The sequence below is a fragment of the Ochrobactrum sp. WV_118_8 genome (assembly GCF_039631535.1).
Lineage (GTDB): Bacteria > Pseudomonadota > Alphaproteobacteria > Rhizobiales > Rhizobiaceae > Brucella > Brucella anthropi.
In genome coordinates, this window is sequence record NZ_JBDIUZ010000001.1 from 959,038 (window position 1) to 977,554 (window position 18,517).

The following is an 18,517-nucleotide window of genomic DNA, read 5'->3' on the forward strand; positions in this document are numbered from 1 at the left end:
CGGAGGAAATTCAATGCATTCTTCGCAATCATTCGCTTACGATAGGATTTTTTCTCCTTTGCTTGGAGCTTCCCGATTGACAACTGTTGGAACCGGGCGCGCGATAGCTCATCATGGCGAGATATTGCAGGGAGTTTTCCCTGATGAAGCTGGACATCTCCATAGGGGGTTGATCACATTACCATGTTCAGCGTTCGAATCCGTTATAACTTTTTGGCCCGAAGATGGTGGCGAGCTCTGCACTCGCCCCACAGGCATGAATAAAGCTGCTCGTGCGGCACGGCTGACATTCGAGTTATTGGGGCAGAAAAAATGCGGTGGGTGCCTTACGATTGAAACGAATGTTCCGGTCAGTCTAGGGTTTGGATCATCAACTGCAGATGTTGTTGCGACGATTCGAGCAGTTGCTGCTGCTATGGGCGTGGAACTGCGCAGAACAGTTATATGCCGCCTTGCGGTTGCAGCCGAAACAGCCAGCGACTCTATCGTATTCGGCGAACAGGCTGTACTTTTCGCCCACAGGGAAGGCCGCGTGATAGAATACCTTCCCGGTGAGTTTCCATCTCTGATCGTCGTGGGGTTCATATCGCCGAATGATAAGCCCGTCGACACACTTACATATGTGCCAGCTCACTATGATAGATCTGAAATTGAAAGTTTTCGCGTCTTGCGCGGCCTTGCTAGGAAGGCAATTCTTGAACAGAATGTCGTTCTACTCGGCCACGTCGCAACAGCAAGTGCTCGAATAAATCAACGTTATCTTCCAAAGCGACATTTCGAGGAGCTTCTCCAAATAGCGGCCTATTGCGACGCTCTTGGTGTGCAAGTCGCTCATAGTGGTAATCTAATGGGGCTCTTGCTCGATGCCAGCGATCCGAACGTAACGGAAAAGGTCGCTGCCGCGTTTAAAAAAGCTGCAGAGCAGGGATTTATGAGCATTCATCAGTTCGCGGTGAACGTCGATGTGCAGCCGCTCCGGGTGGCGTTATGAACTTAACGTCTTTTCTTCACGGTTACGAGACGCCTCAAATAATCGAGCTGAGCCCGAATTTCTATGCGGCCCAGTTTCGCTTGATGAAGCTGTTACCGGCCCACTACATCTTGGATCGCGCAGAAGAAAACAAGCTAATAAAGGCTGGCGGAGATATCGTGGAGACAAGCTCGGGAACCTTTGCGCTCGCATTGGCTATGTTGTCCGCAGTTCGTGGTTATCATCTTACAATTGTCAGCTCTACAAGCCTTATGGATCGTGGTTTTAAAACCCGATTGGAACAACTCGGCACTGCAGTGAGGCTGGTTGAGGACCCGGGGGGAACAGGCAACCAGGAGGGTCGTCTTTCAGAACTACACCGTGTGCTTGAAGACAAGCCGGATACGTTCTGGCCGAAACAATACGACAATCCTGATAATCCTGCAGCCTATTCGCGTCTGGCGGAAGTCATTGTGGATCGTCTGGGGCAAGTTGATTGTCTGGTCGGCTGTGTTGGATCTGGGGGATCGCTCTGTGGCGCAACACGATATCTTCGTCGAGTTTATCCTCAATTGCGTGCGATAGCGGTTGACACGAACAATAGCGTTTTGTTTGGGCAGAAAGCTGGCCCGCGCTTATTGAGGGGGCTTGGAAACAGTATCGTGCCGGAGAACCTTGATCACTGTTTGGTTGATGATGTTCATTGGGTGGGTGCTCTACAAGCCTTTGCTGAAACTCGCCGATTGTATCGTAAATGTGCCCTCTATGTTGGTCCTACCAGCGGTGCTGCTGCTCTTGTGGGAAGTTGGTACGCAAAAAAAACTCCCAATAAGAAAATTGTCGCCATCATGGCTGATGAGGGCTATCGCTACCAGCCGACAGTCTATGCCGATAAATGGCTGAAAAACCTGCCGGGATGGCCGACGGTTATAAAACTAGAGCCTACGCAGATTACGGAAGTTAAGTCAGAGGGCGAGGAAGCCTGGACTTATATGAACTGGGCGCGACGAAAAATGCATAGCTGAAACTTCCTCCCTTTTCAAAGGCGCGAAGTAAGCGCCGTCTCCGCCCCATTGGATTGGCTGTATTTTGAGGCTGGCCGGGCGTGCAAGAAGGTTTCCAGGACTATCTGGAGATTTGCATGGCAGATGATGGATTTGTTGGGCGCTACGAAGTTGTCGAGCCGCGCCGCGGAAACCGGCGTTGGCCAGATGATGTGAAGGCGCGGATCGTGGCGGAAAGCCTTGAGCCTGGTGTTCGTGTTGTTGATGTCGCGCGCCGTCATGACGTTGTTCCGCACCAGCTTTCCTTGTGGCGCCGGCAAGTGCGCGAGGGCATTCTGACGCTGCCTTTTGAGTCTATGCCGGGCCTGTCGGAGAGCGGCGATGCCGAGCCTGCGTTTGTGCCTTTGGCGATTGCGGCAGAGCCGAGCGAGGCGGTGAATGTTTTGGCGCCGCCGAAACTGCGGGAGGCGGTTTCGTCAGTCTTGACGCTCACGATCGGCCCGGACGTTGTGATGCGGGTTCCCGGCGATGTGCCGGTTGAACGTGTGGCCGCTCTGGTGCGCGCCATGCGAGGGACGGCATGATCGTCGCGGGCCAACGACTGCCGATCCTGATTGCAACGCGGCCGGTGGACTTCCGCTGCGGGCATCAGGCGCTGGCTCTGATGGTGCAGACCGAGTTGAAGCTCGACCCGCATTCCGGGGTTACGGTGATCTTCCGGTCGAAGCGCGGTGATCGTCTCAAAATCCTGGTGTGGGATGGCACCGGAATGGTGCTGACCTACAAAATTCTTGAACATGGAAGCTTTGCCTGGCCCAAGGTGCAGGATGGGACGATGCGTCTTTCCAGGGGGCAATACGAAGCGTTATTCGAGGGGCTCGACTGGCGACGAGTCATAGCGCAACGGGTGAGCGCGCCGTCGGCGGCAGGGTGAATATCCCGCTGCCTTTGCATTGTTTTATTTGGATTTTTTGTGCTGTCTTGCTATAAGACCGCATGTCGTCGCCCCTTGATCTCAGCCTGTTTCCGGACCTTCCGCCAGAGGTGGTGAAGGCGTTTGCGGCGATGCAGTTCGAACTGTCGGTCGAGCGTGCTGCACGTCAGCACGAGCAGGCTGTGGTTGCCGAAAAGGACGCCTTCATCGCCGAGCTGAAGGAACTGGTCGAGAAGCTTGAAGGTCAGGTTCACGACTATCGGCGCACGAAGTTCGGGCCGAAATCGGAAAAGCTCGATCCGGCGCAGATGGAACTGGCGCTGGAAGACCTTGAAACGGCAATCGCCGAAACACAGGCGCGGATTGCCGCCGTCGAGAAAAAGATCGAAGCCAGCGCATCCGATCCGGAAAAAGTCGCTCCTCGCAAGGAGCGTAAGGCCCGGGCGCTGCCCGAACACCTGCCGCGGGTCGAGAGAGTGATCGAGCCCGAGAGCATCGTTTGTCCCTGCGGTTGCGGCAACATGGTCCGGATCGGCGAGGATCGGACGGAACGGCTCGACCGGATTCCGGCGCGCTACGAGGTGATCGTCACGATCCGCCCGAAATACGCATGCCCCAAGGGTCGAACGGGCGTCATCCAGGCCAGAGCGCCAGCGCATCTGCTGGAAGGGAGCTGGCCGACGGAAGCCCTTCTGGCTGAGATTGTCGTCTCCAAGCATTCCGAACATATGCCGCTCAACCGGCAGGCCGAGGTCATGGCGCGACACGGGGTGCCGATAGACCGCACGGTCCTGGCCGATTGGATGGGGCGCACGGGCAGCGAAATCGCACCGGTGGTCGACCACATGGCCAAACGGCTGCTGTGGGAAAGCACGCGGCTCTATGTCGATGAGACCACGGCTCCGGTGTTGGATCCGGGGCGGGGCAAGACGAAGACCGGCTATCTATGGGCCGTGTTGCGTGACGATCGCGGCTGGAATGGCTCCGCGCCGTCGGGCGTGGTGTTCCATTATCGACCTGGGCGCAAAGGAGAATATGCCGCTGAAATCCTCGACGGGTTTAACGGGACAATCCAGGTGGATGCCTACGGTGGTTACTCTCACCTCGCCACGTCGGACCGGGTGGGTGGCGATCCCTTGAAGCTGGCTTTCTGTTGGGCGCACGGGCGCAGAAAGCTGATCAAGGCCACGCCAAAGAGTGGATCGCCCATCGTCGACGAGGCGCTGGTGCAGATTGCCGCGCTCTACAAGATCGAAGACAGTATCCGGGGCTCAGATCCCGAATATCGCCGGGCAGTTCGACAGGACCTGTCCCTCCCGCTGGTGGACGAGTTCTTCACCTGGCTGGCAGCGCAAGCCAAGCGCGTCTCACGCAAGTCTGACCTCGGAAAAGCCCTGGCCTATATGCTGACGCGGCAGGACGGCTTCCGGCTGTTCCTGGACGACGGCCACGTCGATATCGATTCCAACCTGGTGGAAAACGCGATCCGCCGACCCGCCATGAACCGCCGCAACGCGCTCTTTGCGGGGCACGATGAAGGGGGCCGCAATTGGGCCCGGTTTGCCAGCCTGATCGGCACTTGTAAAATGAACGGCGTTGAGCCCTACGCCTATCTGTGCGATCTCTTCACCCGCCTCGCAAACGGCCACCTCGCCAAGGACATCGATGCCCTGATGCCATGGGCCTATGCCGCCCGCATCAAGGCCTCACAATGAGCTCGTCAGGTACTCTTCGGTGAGCTCATTTGACCGCCGAGGATCGGCCTCAGATCGCTGCAATTGAAAAATCAATGGGGCGTGAACGCCGCATACGGCGCGAACGGAAACGACACTAATCGAGAGGCGTCGCGCCAGTTCGGCTTGTGTCCAATTTAATAAGCCTCTCGCGGCGCGGCATTGTGCATTTGTGATGAACACTGTTGGTGCTCATTCTATTGATTGGACGCGATTGATGCTCGTCGATGAGCGATGTAGTTGGCAAAAAAATAGAGACAACTGATGGCAGTTATATTAGAGTGAACATAAGGCAGTGACGCGCTGCCTTGGGGCGTGCAAACCTCTGTTAGCGGTTGGTGTTGGCCGTTACAACATCACACTCCTTGACCTTCTGGTCGGGGAGCCTGTGGCGTATGCAACAGGCCTCCGGCTAAAGGCCACAGGGCCGCCTAACACGGTTTGCAACTCCCCGATCACCAAGGGGTCAATGAGCATTGAGCGGGGGCGTACCGCAAATGCTTCAATTGGAAATCGTGACAATGGCTAATATCGAACATGAAATCGAATATAGCTTCGCCCTTTATACGTACACTTACGGTGATGATCCTAATCAATCCGCGGGACAGTTCTACAGTTCGCAGGCAGAAGCGCGAGAGGATCTGGTAACCTTCCGCGCGTCGTTGATTAGAGACGATGATAGAGACCAACTGTTGCCCGATATGAAGATCATTGAACTGCGTACATGTCCAATAAACCAAAGGGCACTCGTAGAACTTTTCAATGGAATGAATGGAGATTTGGGCGGCTTCATTCGGTCTCGCAGGATTGTGGAAGTTATCACCGAGCCGCAACTTGAACATGAGTAAACGATTTCGTTACGCTGCGTACGAATGGATACGGTCTCGAATTCTGACCAGTAGTTTTTATTTTGAAGTGAATTAGCCGTGAAGCGCCTTAAGCAGTAGAAGTTTGGCGCTTCGGTCAAGTCATACATCGCAATAGCAGGTCGTCTCAGGCAACCGCACCCAGTAAGGGTTTACCATGGGTGAGGCCATTCACCTTATCGACGATCCCACGCGCGTCGATACCAAAATGGCTGTAAAGGTCGCCAATCGTTCCTGTCTGACCGAAATGCTCGACCCCGAGCGGAATCGTCTTATGACCGGTAACCGAACCGAGCCAGGACAGGGTCGCGGGATGCCCATCGATAACGGTAACGAATTTGCAGTGTGGGGGGACATCGTTCATCAGTTTTTCGACGTGGCACTCAGCTTGCGTGAGACCCCGGGCACGCGCGCGTTGTGCGGCGGTCCAGCCCGCATGAAGCCGGTCGGCAGATGTAACTGCCAACACGCCGATATCGCGCCGCCCTTCACCGATGATGCCAGCAGCCTTGATAGCCTCGGGCGCGATCACACCCTGGTAGGCGATGACCACGTCGCAATTCGGTCCAGGTTCACGCAGCCAATAGGCACCGTCAATCGCGCCTTGTCGGAATCGATCATCGATCCGCTTGGTCGGCTGCTCGATCGGATTGGTTGAAAGGCGCAGATAGACCGACCCACCGGTTTCGTCTCTAAGCCAGGTCCGTTCATCGGGATCGCCGCTTCCGTCGCGCTGCATATAGTCGAATGCCCAGTTCATAATAACAGCAAGTTCGTCGGCGAAAGCTGGCTCGAAAGCAGCAAGCCCATCCTGCGACATCCCGATGAGTGGAGATCCAATCGATTGGTGCGCGCCACCTTCAGGCGCCAATGTCACACCGGAAGGCGTTCCCACGATGATGAATCGTGCATCCTGATAGCAGGCGTAATTCAAGGCATCCAAGCCGCGCCCTACGAATGGGTCGTAGACAGTTCCGATCGGTAGAAGGCGCTTGCCGAAAAGAGAGTGTGAAAGGCCTGCCGCGCCCAACAGCAGGAAGAGATTCATTTCCGCAATGCCGAGTTCAATATGCTGGCCAGCCGGGGTGAATTCCCATTTTGCGGTTGAAGGTATTTTATGATCGATGAAAGTATCAGGGCGCTTTTCGCGGGCAAACAGTTTGCGCCGGTTGACCCATGGCCCAAGGTTGGTCGTTCCTGTAACATCGGGTGACATCGTTACAATTCGCGCGGCTAGTTCCGAGTCTGTTTTCGACAATTCGTCCAGGATTTTGCCAAAAGCCATCTGTGTCGAGATTTCTCGCTCGGCGCTTGTCGGGATCGCTGGTACCACAATGGGAGCGTCGTGGTAACGTCGCCGACCATTGGCAAAAAATGGCACTGTGTCTAGAAGCGTCTGCAACTGCTGCGGATCCTCGACCGTTGCCCATCGATCCCATTCCTGCCCTTCAGGAACGCCCATATGCGTTTGCCATTCAGCCATCTGGGCCTTTGTCATAAGGCCGCCGTGATTGTCCTTATGTCCGGCGATCGGGGTGCCCCATCCTTTGATAGTATATGCTAGAAAGCACACCGGTCGGTCATGATCGATCTCGGCAAATGTCCCGGCCATGGTGCTCACGCAATTGCCGCCGAGATTTTCCATAAGTTCGGCGAGTTCGACGTCGTTGCGCTTTTCGATCAGAGCGGTGACATCGCCCTGATCGCCGAGATCGTCCATGAGACGCCTGCGCCAGACGGCTCCGCCCATGAAGGTCAGCGCCGAATAAAGCTGATTTGGGCAATTGTCGATCCATTCTCGGAGCCGCTCCCCACCGGGTTCCTCGAAGGCCGCGCGTTGCAATGCGCCATATTTGATCCTGATAACGTCCCAGCCGAAAGCGTTGAAAATGTCTTCGATCCGTCGAAACAAGCCTTCCTGAACGATGCCGTCGAGTGATTGCCGGTTGTAGTCGATGATCCACCAAGTGTTGCGCAAGCCGTGTTTCCAACCCTCCTGCAGGCATTCATAGACATTGCCTTCATCGAGTTCGGCATCTCCGACCAATGCGATCATCCGGCTAAGGCATAAGTCTTTGCTCCAGTTCTTCGATGTAATGTAGTCCTGAATCATGGAAGCAAAGGACGTGATCGCGACACCGAGGCCGACAGAGCCAGTCGAGAAATCAACGTCATCGATGTCTTTGGTGCGGCTGGGATAGCTTTGTGCCCCATGGAACCCCCGAAAGTTTTCCATTTTCTCTCGCGTCTGGTTGCCCATCAGATACTGGATGGCATGAAAAACAGGTGAGGCGTGGGGTTTGACGGCAACGCGGTCCTGCGGGCGCAGTGCGGAGAAATAAAGCGCCGTCATAATTGATACCAGAGAAGCGGACGACGCCTGATGCCCGCCAACCTTGATCCCGTCCTCCTTTGGACGGATGTGGTTGGCATGATGAATCATCCAGTGTGACAGCCATAAAAGCCGTTGTTCGATCGTCTTGAGATGTTCATGCTGCATATTGATTGGGCCTCTCGCGTTGTAGTCGCATATGATTGGCTCGCAGAATTCGGGCCGCGTCAATATGCTGTTAAAGTGATCAAGCGTTCGGAGATCGATGGCGGCGCGACGGTTTGACGTCGTAGCTCCTTTTTTCACGAGGGCCGGCGGACGAACCAGACGCCAATGTTCTTGATCATTGGAATGATCAGAATGGCCAGCGTGAACAGGATCAGGCAGATGCTGATCGGGCTTTCGGTGAAAATCATAGGGCTACCTTCGCCGAGAATAAGGCTCTGACGCAGATTTTCCTCAAGTAGGGAGCCGAGCAGAAAGGCCAGCAGGAGAGGGGCCATGTCGAAACCGGCCTTACGCAACCCGTAGGCTACAAATCCGCATCCAATCACGACGCCGACGTCGAACATGCTGTTGTTCAGGCTAAACGCGCCTATGACACAGAACAGAACGATCAGCGGTGCCAGAACGGCCTGAGGAACCTTCAGCAAAAGGACAAAAACGCGGATCATAGGAACGTTGAGAACGACGAGCATTGCGTTGCCGATTAACATGCTGGCGACGATCCCCCAGAAGAGTTGCGGATGTTCCGAGATAATCTGGGGTCCTGGAATGACATTTTGCATCAGAAGCGCTCCCATGATGATGCCGATCACCGCATTTGCTGGGATACCGAGGCAAAGCATGGGAATAAAGCTCGCCTGTGCCGCAGCGTTGTTAGCACTTTCGGGTCCCGCGACACCTTCGATCGCCCCTTTGCCGAACCGCTCAGGTGAGCGGGAGAGTTTCTTCTCCATGAGGTAACTCGCAAAGCCGGCGACGAGCGCACCGCCGCCCGGCAAAAGCCCCAGGAAAAAGCCGAGAACCGTACCACGCGCAATCGGTCCGCCCGAGGCTTTCCAGTCTTTCCGATTCGGCAGAAGGTCGCGCAACCGATAAGAAGGCATTCTCGTGGCTTCGTGCGCTTCTTTCTGTTGGATCAGCATCAGGACCTCGCTCATGCCAAACAGGCCCATGGCCAGTATGGCGATGTTGAAGCCATCACGCAGGTAACTGACTTCAAAAGTGAAACGTTCCGCTCCGGAAATCAGATCGACGCCAACGGTTGAGAGAAGCAGACCGAGCGCCACCATCGTCCACGCGCGGATACGCGGCCCCTCGCCAACGCTTGCCGCTAGCACAAGGCCCAACAGGACGATCGATGACTTCTCGACCGGCCCGAAAGCAAGTGCAACCTTGGTAAAGGCAGGCCCAATAATCGCAATCGCGAGAGTCGCGGAAATGCCTGCGATAAAGCTTCCAAATGCGCTGATGCCGAGAGCGGCGCCGGCTCGGCCCTGTTTGGCCATGGGATAGCCGTCGAAGCACGTCATCACGCTTGAGGCTTCTCCGGGGACCCGCATCAGGACGGAGGTTATCGAACCACCATATTGCGATCCATAGTAGATGCCGGCGAGCAGGATAATAGCGCTTGTTTGATCCAGTACCATGGTAATGGGCAACAATAAGCTAACCGTCGCGGAAGGCCCTAGACCAGGTAGGACGCCAACCGCGGTCCCTAGGACGGCGCCAAGAAGCGCTACCGCGATATTGGTTGGTTCTAGAGCAATGCCGAGGCCCATCATGAGTTGGGAAAGGGAATCGATCATTTATAGCCTCCAAATGCCGTGCGGTAGGGGGACCGAGAGAAGAATTTCAAACAGGACCCAGGTTGCCACGGCGACAGCGGCCGAGAGCAAACCGGCAATCTGCCATTTCATGCGCTCGATGAACAACAGGACTCCTGAGAGGAACAGGAACGCCGCGGCGACAAACCCGAGGACTTCGAGCAAGACGCAGAAGAGAGCGAGTGCCACGCAATAGGCGATGACGCGTGGAATCTCGATTGGGTCTTCGTCGGGCACGACGCCCTGGGTCGTGCAAAGCAGGCTCGTGACAATCAACAGCAGGGCGGCCAGGAAGGGAAACAGACCTGCCGCAGGTTCGCCACTCTCCCAAAGGTGCATGCGAAGTCCACTTGCTGCGGCTCCAAGCCCGATTCCAGAAAGTGCGTAGGGAACGAAACGAGCCGGGTTCATAAATGCTCCTCCATCGTTTCAATCTGACTTCCGATCCTGGTATATGCCTCCTTGACCATGCTCGTGAATTCTTCACTCTTCTGAAACAGAGGATAGCCATTGATGAGTTTTAGAAAGTCCGCATACATCGGGCTAGACACCATTTCGCCGATTGCCTCTTCCCACCAGGAGACGATGTCGGAAGGCATCCCGGCGGGCCCGAACAGACCGTATGAAGCGGGAATGGCGATTGGATAACCCCGCTCTGCAAAACTGACGATGCCTTTCGGGCTCGCTTGCGGGTTCGGACTGGTTTCAGCCAGCAAACGTACAGATCCCGCCGCCAGATGCGGTCCGAAATCTGACGACACAACCATATCGATGTGCCCGCCAAGGAGTGCGGTTACAGCATCGGCGCCTCCGCGAAAGGGAACGAATGTCGCTTTCGCTTTCTCCTTGCGGAACGCGGCGTCTGTCGCGATATGGGCAAGTCCCCGCGGTGCGGCGGTGGCCCACTTCAACTTCGATGGGTTGTTACGGCAAAAATCCAGCAATTGATCCCAGGTCTGATGCGGACTGTCTTTTCGCACAAAACAGGGAACGGAAATCCCAGCATAGCTCGCAATATAGGTGAAGTCCTTTGTCGCGTCGTACGGAACTTTCTGCAGGTGGGGTGCGACCAATACCGGGCTGACTGAATATAACGACAGGACGGAGCCATCCGGCGATGCTCTTCGCACCTGGTCGGTTGCGATTGTTCCGCCTGCGCCGGGCCGAAAGTCCGGTGTCGCAACGAGACCGCGCTCCCGCTTCACATAACTGGTCACGACACGAGATGCGATATCGCCCGCGCCACCGGCTGCGAAGCCGACGATCAGCATCGGATTGTCCGCGGGATAAGGTTTGGTAGCCGACCATGCCAAACGATGGCCGGCTCCGATAAAGAAGGCTGTTGCAGCCAGAAATTCCCGTCGTCTCATTTTCCTTCCCCTTCAATTTGATTAGTGGAATTGCGGGCGTATCGGTATTTCTTTGCTAGATGTCGCAATGCCTGAGGGCGTCTTCGATATTGCTGAAGCGCGGGAGAGGCTTTTCCGAAATGGATTTGTCGATGTCCTTCAGACCAGAAGCCGTGACAACCGCGACAGCGCTTTCATCTCCGCGGATTATGTTTCGACGTCGTGCTGTCGCGATAGCAGCGAGCGGCATCACGGAAGAAAGCTCCAAAAATACGCCTTCGCTCGCGGCAATTCGCTCTTGAAAGGCGACCAGACCGTCATTGGCGACGGGAATGGCGGTGCCGTTGGAAGCGCGTAGCGCCTTGAGGGCCTGGTATGTGCTTCTTGTCGCTCCAACCGAAACGGCGAGCGCATTGAACGAAGCGGCCATGTCGGGTATCTGGTCGCTTCGAGTCTCAAGCGCTGTGGCGAGAGAGCCATGCGCTTCCGCCGCAAGCAGGCGCGGCATCCGGGCGATCAATCCGTCTACCATCAACTCGTGAAATCCGAGCCAGGCGCCCGCGATCGCGTCGCCATAGCAGACCGGAAACGCGCACCAGTCCGGCACTTTCCCATTGAACTGTTCGATTATTTCGTAGGCGAGGGTTTTGTACCCCTCGATGCCGATCGGATGGCTGCCGACAACTGGATGTCTGTAAGGCGACGTTGCAAACCAACCATAGCGTTCGACACCCTTGGCGAGAAACGGCCAGCGCTCCTGCTTGTTTTCGAAGGGTACGATTTTGGCGCCATATTTCTGGATTTGCGAGAGCATGGGCCCCGCAGAACCCGCAATGGTCGCAACGATGCACTCAAGTCCCGCGCGCGCTGCATAAGCGGCGAGCGATGCACCAGCGTTTCCGCTTGAACTCGTTGCGACGACTGATGCACCTGCCTCTACCGCGGCCGTTACCGCGACGGTTGAGAACCGATCCTTATGTGACCAAGTTGGATTGTAGCCCTCGTTCTTGATGAAAAGATTTGGCACGCCGATCACTGCACCGATCCGTTCCGATCGAAGGAGTGGTGTCAGACCTTCGCCCAGAGAGACAGCGGAGCTCTCATCAAAAGGGAGCCTTTCAGCATAACGCCAGAGCGAAGGCAGCCGGGCTATTCCCTTAACGGTCGAGGTTGCAGGAGTGGGAGCACGATAAAGCACTTTCAGATTTGAAGGAGCGATTTCCAGACATGACGGGCAACCGCGTGAATCGATCGGCATGTCGATCGGAAATTCGTTACCGCATCGATAGCAGGAATATGCTGCGATCCTGTTCATCATCACAGCACCATCAGGCTGTCGCCATTGTTGGTCAGCAATTCCGCGCCGCCCGAACGGACGACAAGCATATCCTCGACCTGAAGGCCAATATGTCCCAGTTCGTAATACGGCGTCTCGATACAGAGAACCATTCCCTCCTCAAGGATATCGGAGCTGCCTGCGGCAAGAAGCGGAAGATCATATCCATCCAGACCGATGCCATGGCCAACATGACTGCGTTGGTAATGAGGGATGCCCTCTGCGCGTACCGTATCGACAACGATTTCAAAGATCTTCGATACGGAAACGCCTGGGCGGATTTGCTCAATGCCTCGCTGAACGCCTCTGTTCAGCGCATTGTACTTGGTCCGAACTTCCTGCGATGGCTCTCCAAAGCTGACATTTCGCGCAATATCCGCACGATAGTGCCTGAAGTGGCCGCCGACATCGAAACGGATCATATCGCCAGCCTTGAGTGCACGATCTGAAGGCTGGACATTCATCAATGCGCTACGCTCGCCAAAACCGATACAACCCAAAACCGGAAAGCCATCTTCCTCGACCGTCTGGCCGTGAAATACTCTGGCGAGATCATGTTCTGTCGCGCCGACGGTCGCAACTTTAAGCGCAGAAGCAATGGATCTCTCGGTAATCGCGCCGACGGTCGTGAGTCTTTCAATCTCTTCAGAAGTCTTGACCGCCCGAACCCATCGGAACAGCGCAGCGGCGTTAATCCAGTTGACGTCGGGGAGCTCGCTACGCAGCTTCTCGATATCGCCAGGCAATAATCCGCTTTCATCAAGGCCAATGCGGGCCTTCAACAGCCTTTGTAAGCGGATTTCTGTTATAAGGGCATCAATTGCATTGCTGTCGTCAGGCAGATTGAAGAGTTCTTTCTGTCTAAAACTTACCGCGTCGAGTTCCGTTGAAGAGGCAGTATCGACAGTGAAGGAGCCGAATCTACGGACTTTCGTATCAACGTTTTGATCGGCGAGGAGATCGAGTGTGGAAGTTCCAGTGATGACAACCGAGGATTGAATGTCCGTTTTCGCTTGACGTAACACGAAGGCCTGCGGTCCGCGCCTGATCCATTGTGGCAGACACCAGAAACCACTTGTGTAAAGGACATTTTCTGGTGACGTAGCCACTATTGCCGCTAGATCATGTTTGATCATTGCTGTTTGAAGACGTTCTTCGTGTAGTAACATTGGCTATCCTTTCCTCCTCAAAATTTACGTTTCTTCAAAACCCAATCCTTTCGAGATACGATCCGCAGCCGTAACTATCTTATCCGCTACGTCGCTGATCTTGACCTTTGGGTAGACCGCACGCGGAAATGCGATACTTATTGCGGCTGCTACCGAGCCCGCCGCGTCATAAATTGGAGCTCCAACCGAAATGACTCCCTCTAGATTCTCCGACATGGCCGTGGCGTACCCGAGCGAGCGTCCAAGACGTAGTTGCTCAACCAATTTGTCTACTTCCACGACTGTTCGTTCTGTAAGGCGCCGGAGCGGTTCATGGCCAAGCAGATCTGCAATCAACCTATCGCTCATACCGAATAGCAAAGCCTTGCCGAGAGCGGTTGAGTGAAGCGCCATCGACTCACCAGGATGGGCGCGAATGACGACAGGACTGTCGGATTGTACGGCGAGTACATAAACGCCAGCAGATCCGCGTCTAACGCCAAGGAAGCCGTTGAAACATCCGCCAGCCGCCAGCTGTTTGAGTTCTATTTCCGCAAGTTTCAGAAGTCTGCTGCGTTGAAAAACATGCTGCGCAAGCCCAAGCACAGCGTAACCAATTTGGTAGCGGCGATTGTTTTCTTGTTCCACGTGACCTTGCGCGGCCAATGTATTCAGCAGCCTTTGGGCAACTGAGGGTGTCAATTCGAGCCGTCGTGCAATTTCCCGCACACCTAAGGGTTCACGTGCGTCTTTGAGCAAATTGAGGATCAGAAGGCCTTTTTCAAGCGAGAGATTGCTACTCATATTTTGTTCCGATTATAAGAACATTGTTCCATATAATGTACATTAAAGTCCTTACGTCGACTGCGTGTCAAGCGGAATGTTCATTATAGTGTGTCGTCATATAGTGTACGCCACTGCAACCGTCGTCAGATGGACATACGCTCGGTTGTTGGTCTCAATGTTCAGAGAATTCGGCGAGAACGCCGCCTGTCGCAGGAAGAATTGAGCTTCCGTGCGGCGAAGACACGTGCCTATATTAGTGGGCTGGAAGCGGGGAAGCGCAATCCGACCATTTTAACGCTCGCGATGCTGGCCGATGCCCTTGCGGTCGAGCCGAACGATCTACTCCGCCGACAGCAGAAGGTTGATAAATAAGGAAATAGCGGCCCAATCACCTTTATTTTTGTGGCGTTAGGAAGGGGCGCTCAATGAGGCGTTCCGCATTAATTTGCAGGGCAAGAGACAATGCCTCAATGGTCTCCAAGGTGGGAGAGCATTCTTCTCGTTCGAGTTTGCCAATGAAGTTTCGATCAAGGCCAGCGAACTCGGCCAAGCGTTCTTGAGTAAGGCCAGATTCTTGACGACAAAGCCGCAAATTTCTCGCAAAGATAGCTGTGAGTCTCATGCAATCTAGCAATCCAAATTTTCACGATCAAAGCCACCTACTATAATAATCAAACGCATGTGGTCGGTCTTGCGGCACCGTAGCTTAGAGCGATATTTCTTTGAACGAATTTAGCTGGCAGTGGATTTGTAGTTCAAAAGGATTTCTGCAGTCTTTTTCCTGGAAGATATGAGAGAATATTCAATGATCTCTAGGTCACGGGCTTCTGTTTCGCTCGACAGTTAGAGGTAAAACAGTTGCAAAAAGATGGGGTATTCAAGAAATCCAATCGGAAGCTGCTGACCTCACAGGAGAGAATTGTGTTGTATTGGACCGCGGAGGGAAAAACACGATGGGAAATCTCTATTATTCTGGGGGTTGCGGAAACCACAGTCGTAACTCATCTGCGAAATTCACGTATCAAGCTAGGTGCGACGAATAAAACGCATGCGGTTGTTGAAGCAATTCGTCACTCCGAAATATCGGTATTCAACAAGTCGCATGGGTTTGCGCCACAGGGCAGTGGGCCATTTCCATTAGCGACAAAACACGGAGCCAATACGAACGGTGGATCGCGCGCACCGCTTTTTAATGCCGCCCGTTTTCATAGGCTCAGCGAGTCGATTGCGAATGCGCAGTCTCCTGAACAATTTTTTGGGGCGATTGACAAGAGTTGTGCCGTCTTAGGTTTTGATGCTGTCATTCTTTCCTGCCACAAATCAACCAAGGAATCGCTGTTGCTCGACCCAACATACTGTACCATTCCGTTGGATGTCATGCGTGAATATAAGCGTCTGAACTGGATTGAGAGTGATGTCCTGCTTGCACAATTAATTGGTGGTAATCGCGCTTTCGTCTGGGATAGCACCTACGACCGCTACAGGGATATTCGAAGCCAGAGCTTTCTTAATTTTCTAAAGCGATTCCGTTTGGTGACTGGGATCTTGGTGCCTCTTGAAGATGAAGAAGGTTTCAGAAGTTTTGTGGCGTTTCACGCCTACCTCGAGCGCGACTTCGATATAAATACCGTTAAGGTAGTGCGCGAATTCGGAATGAAGGCGAAAAAGAAGGCAGCAGAACTCGGATTATAGTCGGCTTTGAAGCGCGATCCAGAATATGGAAAGGGTTTGCAATGCACGAATTGAGTATTGAGGGTTTCATTCGTTCGGTAGATGCTGTTGGTGTGTCGAGGGTAATAACAGACAAGATTAAACCATTTTGTCTCTCGGTATCGACTGAACGACACTCGACTTCATTTGTGTTTTCAAATGGAAAGGCCGTAATGAAGTATGAGAAAAATGGAATTTCTATTTTCATTTCGGCCAATGGCGTTGTTGAGTTTTATGGAATTCGATCAATTATCTATTGTTATATATTATCGTTAATTAAAGAAAATAGTATATACTGGTTTCCGTCCAGAAAAAATATTTAGAAGAGAATGAAATTCCGTTATGTGCAGGCTGACTTCAATTTTGAAGCTAGGTGTCGATAATATTAAACAAAAGTGCGTGTCAGTGGTGATCACAAATCAACCGTCGTTAAACTCACCGAACCGACCAAAATATTCAGCAGTTGTGTAAATGGAAGCTGTCGTGAATGCTGGTCAGTTCGACTTCCGTACCGTTTTTTCTATATTAATTTTATCAGTAAAAATGAGGGAGCCTAACCAACAGAACGAATTTGCGCAAAAACCTCAGGCGCAAACTCGAACTGTCGTGCTGTGCCTCTACCCATGGAATTCTTGCCCATTGTTTCGGTCAGAATGCCGCGTTGCACAAGGGATTCCATCGTTTCAATGACGCCGCCACGGGTCATTCCTGTAAAAACCATAACATTTGCAAGGGTTAAAGGCTCGTGAGCCTGATGCATCATGTAGAGAATGTTTACCATTCCAATCTGTTTGATGCGGGATTGAGGTGATTCATCCGCGAGCGGTTTTTCGAGAATTTCACGAACCGCGAAGACCGCCAATGCCTGACTTTGCCATCGATCACTTAAAAAGCTTGCCATTCTTTTAACTATGCATTATTTGATTAGTATGAGTGCTGGTGACCTTACTTCATCATAACGTCGAAAGACGGTCGATAACGGAGTTATGAGCATGAGAAGCTTTCTCTTAAAACTTGCGATAGGGGTTATGGGTTGCGGTTCACTATACCTCATTCAAGCTCCCGACGCTCGCGCCGAAAGCTGGGGATGCCAAGTTATCCTGTGTTTATCCAATCCTGGCGGCCCAATGCAATATTCCGAATGTCGACCGCCTATCCAGAAACTTTGGAGTTGGCTGGCCAGAGGCCATTCATTTCCCACTTGCAATGGTATTGGTTTCAAAAGCTCGCGGCCGCGCTATGAGCCGTATTATTGTCAATCCGGATATCGTCTATTTGCCGGACAAAGTGCAGGCGGACGTGCGGCGACATGTATCTCAACATCTCTTCAGGCTGTGGATGGCGCCTTTTGCCGGAACGAAAGAAGCATCGCCTCCACTGAAAAGACGGTCATCTCGCCGCGAATGCAGCGAAACAATAGCCGCAATCAATGCTTGGCATATGTAACCACCCGGCCATTCGTTCGCGAAAAACCGAGTTATATCGATGTGACCATCGACCGCTTAGGTAAACACAGAGTGTGGTACTAAGCCATGCCTGTTTCGTTTCTCGTTCTCGCTCAAACTTGCGCAGCTTTTGTTTCGCCCGAAACGCTTGCCGGTGTCGTCAGCCTGGAAAGTGGTTTTGCCCCTTTTAATATTCGCATTAACAGCGGTTTGCCGCTCAAGCAGCAACCGGCGACCAAAGCCGAAGCGATCGAGGTTGCAACTTCACTTGTCGCCGAGCAGCAGGACATTCAGCTTGGTCTGGGCGGTATCAGCCTTGAGGACTTGAGAAAATCAAATCTATCGATCGCTGACGCATTCGATCCCTGTTTGAATCTCAAAACAACTGCTCATCTTCTCGATGGCTATTATCGCCATGCAGTCGAGGAAAATTTCGACCCGATAAGGGCTGAAAAACGGATGCTGAGATCCTGGTATGGGCGTGGTGACGCCTTGATCGGTGAAATAGTCCGATACGACGAACAGGTCTTCCAGAAAATCAAACAACTGCGGCCAACCATGGCCAAGCTCGTCATCGAAAATGCCGTGGAGCAACGGGGCGGGGTGCATGAAACACCTGTTGGCGCTGTGACAAGCAAAAGCGGGCAGAGTGCGGCCAATAACGCCCCGGAGGAAGCAGCTTCCGTCCCATCTCTATCCTCGTGGGATGTCTTCAGGAGTCCACGCAATTTGTCGGTTCTCGTGTTTCAGAACAACCCAAAGGAGCAAAGCGAATGAATTTCTATTGCCGCCTCCGTCCAATTGTCGCCTCTTGTGTTATGGCTGCTGCCATTGTGCCGATAGTGAGCGAGCCTGCATTAGCACAAGCCGCTGGCATCGAGACCATTCTCCAAAACATCGTTGATCTTCTAACCGGCAACATATTCAGACTGCTGGCGACAATTGCGGTAATCGTGATCGCCATCGCCTGGATGTTTGGTTACATGGATTTGCGTCGGGCAGGGTACTGGATCATCGGGATTGGCATCATTGCTGGCTCATCCGAGCTCGTTGGCACCATCGTCGGAAGCTGAGC

At 53.6% G+C, this 18,517-nt stretch carries 20 protein-coding genes; 11 read left to right on the plus strand and 9 right to left on the minus strand.

Annotated elements, in window-relative coordinates; all coding sequences use genetic code 11:
- The first annotated feature begins 13 nt into the window (after positions 1 to 13).
- The 6 genes from ABDF71_RS04550 (at position 14) to ABDF71_RS04575 (ending at position 5,489) form a co-directional block, all read left to right on the plus strand.
- Positions 14 to 991: a GHMP family kinase ATP-binding protein gene (locus ABDF71_RS04550; RefSeq protein WP_012090910.1), complete on the plus strand. Its 978-nt coding sequence runs from the start codon at positions 14 to 16 to the stop codon at positions 989 to 991.
- Entirely contained in the window at positions 988 to 1,995 is a 1,008-nt protein-coding gene (locus ABDF71_RS04555) for a PLP-dependent cysteine synthase family protein (protein WP_012090911.1), read from the plus strand. The genes ABDF71_RS04550 and ABDF71_RS04555 overlap by 4 nt, the downstream gene beginning before the upstream one ends.
- 116 nt (positions 1,996 to 2,111) lie before the next feature.
- Positions 2,112 to 2,558 carry an IS66-like element accessory protein TnpA gene (gene tnpA / locus ABDF71_RS04560; RefSeq protein WP_094513458.1) on the plus strand — a complete coding sequence of 149 codons (447 nt, stop codon included), beginning with the start codon at positions 2,112 to 2,114 and terminating at the stop codon, positions 2,556 to 2,558.
- Entirely contained in the window at positions 2,555 to 2,908 is a 354-nt protein-coding gene (gene tnpB, locus ABDF71_RS04565) for an IS66 family insertion sequence element accessory protein TnpB (protein WP_012090913.1), read from the plus strand. Before tnpA ends, tnpB begins: the two co-directional genes overlap by 4 nt.
- Positions 2,909 to 2,970: 62 nt before the next feature.
- Positions 2,971 to 4,623, plus strand: a complete 1,653-nt coding sequence (gene tnpC / locus ABDF71_RS04570; protein ID WP_151615790.1) for an IS66 family transposase — start codon at positions 2,971 to 2,973, stop codon at positions 4,621 to 4,623.
- Between the two features lie 539 nt (positions 4,624 to 5,162).
- Entirely contained in the window at positions 5,163 to 5,489 is a 327-nt protein-coding gene (locus ABDF71_RS04575; protein ID WP_040129701.1) for a hypothetical protein, read from the plus strand.
- A 145-nt stretch (positions 5,490 to 5,634) separates the two neighbouring features.
- Here ABDF71_RS04575 and ABDF71_RS04580 read toward each other — a convergent pair whose 3' ends face one another.
- The 7 genes from ABDF71_RS04580 to ABDF71_RS04610 all read right to left on the minus strand — a co-directional run bounded on the left by ABDF71_RS04580 (position 5,635) and on the right by ABDF71_RS04610 (position 14,305).
- Positions 5,635 to 8,007 (minus strand): thiamine pyrophosphate-binding protein, encoded by a 2,373-nt coding sequence (locus ABDF71_RS04580; protein ID WP_012090916.1) that lies wholly within the window; start codon positions 8,005 to 8,007, stop codon positions 5,635 to 5,637.
- Positions 8,008 to 8,141: 134 nt separating this feature from the next.
- Positions 8,142 to 9,650: a tripartite tricarboxylate transporter permease gene (locus tag ABDF71_RS04585; protein ID WP_151662752.1), complete on the minus strand. Its 1,509-nt coding sequence runs from the start codon at positions 9,648 to 9,650 to the stop codon at positions 8,142 to 8,144.
- Positions 9,651 to 10,079, minus strand: coding sequence for a tripartite tricarboxylate transporter TctB family protein (locus ABDF71_RS04590; RefSeq protein WP_012090918.1), 429 nt, complete (start codon positions 10,077 to 10,079; stop codon positions 9,651 to 9,653).
- Entirely contained in the window at positions 10,076 to 11,038 is a 963-nt protein-coding gene (locus ABDF71_RS04595) for a tripartite tricarboxylate transporter substrate binding protein (RefSeq protein ID WP_040129699.1), read from the minus strand. The genes ABDF71_RS04590 and ABDF71_RS04595 overlap by 4 nt, the downstream gene beginning before the upstream one ends.
- A 55-nt stretch (positions 11,039 to 11,093) precedes the next feature.
- A complete protein-coding gene (locus ABDF71_RS04600) occupies positions 11,094 to 12,335 on the minus strand; it encodes a pyridoxal-phosphate dependent enzyme (protein ID WP_012090920.1) in 1,242 nt (413 codons plus the stop codon).
- Entirely contained in the window at positions 12,335 to 13,522 is a 1,188-nt protein-coding gene (locus ABDF71_RS04605; RefSeq protein WP_151662753.1) for a M24 family metallopeptidase, read from the minus strand. The genes ABDF71_RS04600 and ABDF71_RS04605 overlap by 1 nt, the downstream gene beginning before the upstream one ends.
- 24 nt (positions 13,523 to 13,546) lie before the next feature.
- The gene (locus ABDF71_RS04610; protein ID WP_012090922.1) at positions 13,547 to 14,305 is read right to left on the minus strand and encodes an IclR family transcriptional regulator; all 759 of its coding nucleotides are present in this window, start codon (positions 14,303 to 14,305) and stop codon (positions 13,547 to 13,549) included.
- A gap of 129 nt (positions 14,306 to 14,434) precedes the next feature.
- On the opposite strand from ABDF71_RS04610, the gene ABDF71_RS04615 reads away from it, so the two are divergent.
- Positions 14,435 to 14,659, plus strand: a complete 225-nt coding sequence (locus ABDF71_RS04615; protein ID WP_040129697.1) for a helix-turn-helix domain-containing protein — start codon at positions 14,435 to 14,437, stop codon at positions 14,657 to 14,659.
- A 22-nt stretch (positions 14,660 to 14,681) separates the two neighbouring features.
- Here the strand turns inward: ABDF71_RS04615 and ABDF71_RS04620 are convergent, their stop codons facing one another.
- Positions 14,682 to 14,909 carry a helix-turn-helix domain-containing protein gene (locus tag ABDF71_RS04620; protein ID WP_012090924.1) on the minus strand — a complete coding sequence of 76 codons (228 nt, stop codon included), beginning with the start codon at positions 14,907 to 14,909 and terminating at the stop codon, positions 14,682 to 14,684.
- A gap of 236 nt (positions 14,910 to 15,145) precedes the next feature.
- Between ABDF71_RS04620 and ABDF71_RS04625 the strand changes: the two genes are divergently transcribed.
- A complete protein-coding gene (locus ABDF71_RS04625; RefSeq protein WP_012090925.1) occupies positions 15,146 to 15,979 on the plus strand; it encodes a LuxR C-terminal-related transcriptional regulator in 834 nt (277 codons plus the stop codon).
- A gap of 571 nt (positions 15,980 to 16,550) precedes the next feature.
- On the opposite strand, the gene ABDF71_RS04630 is transcribed toward ABDF71_RS04625, so the two are convergent.
- Positions 16,551 to 16,898 (minus strand): hypothetical protein, encoded by a 348-nt coding sequence (locus ABDF71_RS04630; RefSeq protein ID WP_012090927.1) that lies wholly within the window; start codon positions 16,896 to 16,898, stop codon positions 16,551 to 16,553.
- A gap of 91 nt (positions 16,899 to 16,989) precedes the next feature.
- On the opposite strand from ABDF71_RS04630, the gene ABDF71_RS04635 reads away from it, so the two are divergent.
- Genes ABDF71_RS04635 through ABDF71_RS04645 form a run of 3 tightly spaced genes read left to right on the plus strand, consistent with a single transcriptional unit; the run spans position 16,990 to position 18,515 of the window.
- Positions 16,990 to 17,526: a hypothetical protein gene (locus ABDF71_RS04635; RefSeq protein WP_012090928.1), complete on the plus strand. Its 537-nt coding sequence runs from the start codon at positions 16,990 to 16,992 to the stop codon at positions 17,524 to 17,526.
- Between the two features lie 3 nt (positions 17,527 to 17,529).
- Positions 17,530 to 18,219 carry a lysozyme family protein gene (locus tag ABDF71_RS04640; protein WP_151662755.1) on the plus strand — a complete coding sequence of 230 codons (690 nt, stop codon included), beginning with the start codon at positions 17,530 to 17,532 and terminating at the stop codon, positions 18,217 to 18,219.
- Positions 18,216 to 18,515, plus strand: coding sequence for a TrbC/VirB2 family protein (locus tag ABDF71_RS04645; RefSeq protein WP_012090930.1), 300 nt, complete (start codon positions 18,216 to 18,218; stop codon positions 18,513 to 18,515). Before ABDF71_RS04640 ends, ABDF71_RS04645 begins: the two co-directional genes overlap by 4 nt.
- Positions 18,516 to 18,517 lie beyond the last annotated feature (2 nt).

Bases quoted from the DNA above. Each gene is read 5' to 3' on its own strand.
- ABDF71_RS04645 (WP_012090930.1), top strand. From the start codon at position 18,216: ATGAATTTCTATTGCCGCCTCCGTCCAATTGTCGCCTCTTGTGTTATG.
- tnpC (WP_151615790.1), top strand. From the start codon at position 2,971: ATGTCGTCGCCCCTTGATCTCAGCCTGTTTCCGGACCTTCCGCCAGAG.
- ABDF71_RS04620 (WP_012090924.1), bottom strand. From the start codon at position 14,909: ATGAGACTCACAGCTATCTTTGCGAGAAATTTGCGGCTTTGTCGTCAA.
- ABDF71_RS04585 (WP_151662752.1), bottom strand. From the start codon at position 9,650: ATGATCGATTCCCTTTCCCAACTCATGATGGGCCTCGGCATTGCTCTA.
- ABDF71_RS04615 (WP_040129697.1), top strand. From the start codon at position 14,435: ATGGACATACGCTCGGTTGTTGGTCTCAATGTTCAGAGAATTCGGCGA.
- ABDF71_RS04635 (WP_012090928.1), top strand. From the start codon at position 16,990: ATGAGAAGCTTTCTCTTAAAACTTGCGATAGGGGTTATGGGTTGCGGT.
- ABDF71_RS04640 (WP_151662755.1), top strand. From the start codon at position 17,530: ATGCCTGTTTCGTTTCTCGTTCTCGCTCAAACTTGCGCAGCTTTTGTT.
- ABDF71_RS04595 (WP_040129699.1), bottom strand. From the start codon at position 11,038: ATGAGACGACGGGAATTTCTGGCTGCAACAGCCTTCTTTATCGGAGCC.
- ABDF71_RS04590 (WP_012090918.1), bottom strand. From the start codon at position 10,079: ATGAACCCGGCTCGTTTCGTTCCCTACGCACTTTCTGGAATCGGGCTT.
- ABDF71_RS04610 (WP_012090922.1), bottom strand. From the start codon at position 14,305: ATGAGTAGCAATCTCTCGCTTGAAAAAGGCCTTCTGATCCTCAATTTG.
- ABDF71_RS04580 (WP_012090916.1), bottom strand. From the start codon at position 8,007: ATGCAGCATGAACATCTCAAGACGATCGAACAACGGCTTTTATGGCTG.
- ABDF71_RS04575 (WP_040129701.1), top strand. From the start codon at position 5,163: ATGGCTAATATCGAACATGAAATCGAATATAGCTTCGCCCTTTATACG.
- ABDF71_RS04630 (WP_012090927.1), bottom strand. From the start codon at position 16,898: ATGGCAAGCTTTTTAAGTGATCGATGGCAAAGTCAGGCATTGGCGGTC.
- tnpA (WP_094513458.1), top strand. From the start codon at position 2,112: ATGGCAGATGATGGATTTGTTGGGCGCTACGAAGTTGTCGAGCCGCGC.
- ABDF71_RS04550 (WP_012090910.1), top strand. From the start codon at position 14: ATGCATTCTTCGCAATCATTCGCTTACGATAGGATTTTTTCTCCTTTG.
- tnpB (WP_012090913.1), top strand. From the start codon at position 2,555: ATGATCGTCGCGGGCCAACGACTGCCGATCCTGATTGCAACGCGGCCG.
- ABDF71_RS04605 (WP_151662753.1), bottom strand. From the start codon at position 13,522: ATGTTACTACACGAAGAACGTCTTCAAACAGCAATGATCAAACATGAT.
- ABDF71_RS04555 (WP_012090911.1), top strand. From the start codon at position 988: ATGAACTTAACGTCTTTTCTTCACGGTTACGAGACGCCTCAAATAATC.
- ABDF71_RS04600 (WP_012090920.1), bottom strand. From the start codon at position 12,335: ATGATGAACAGGATCGCAGCATATTCCTGCTATCGATGCGGTAACGAA.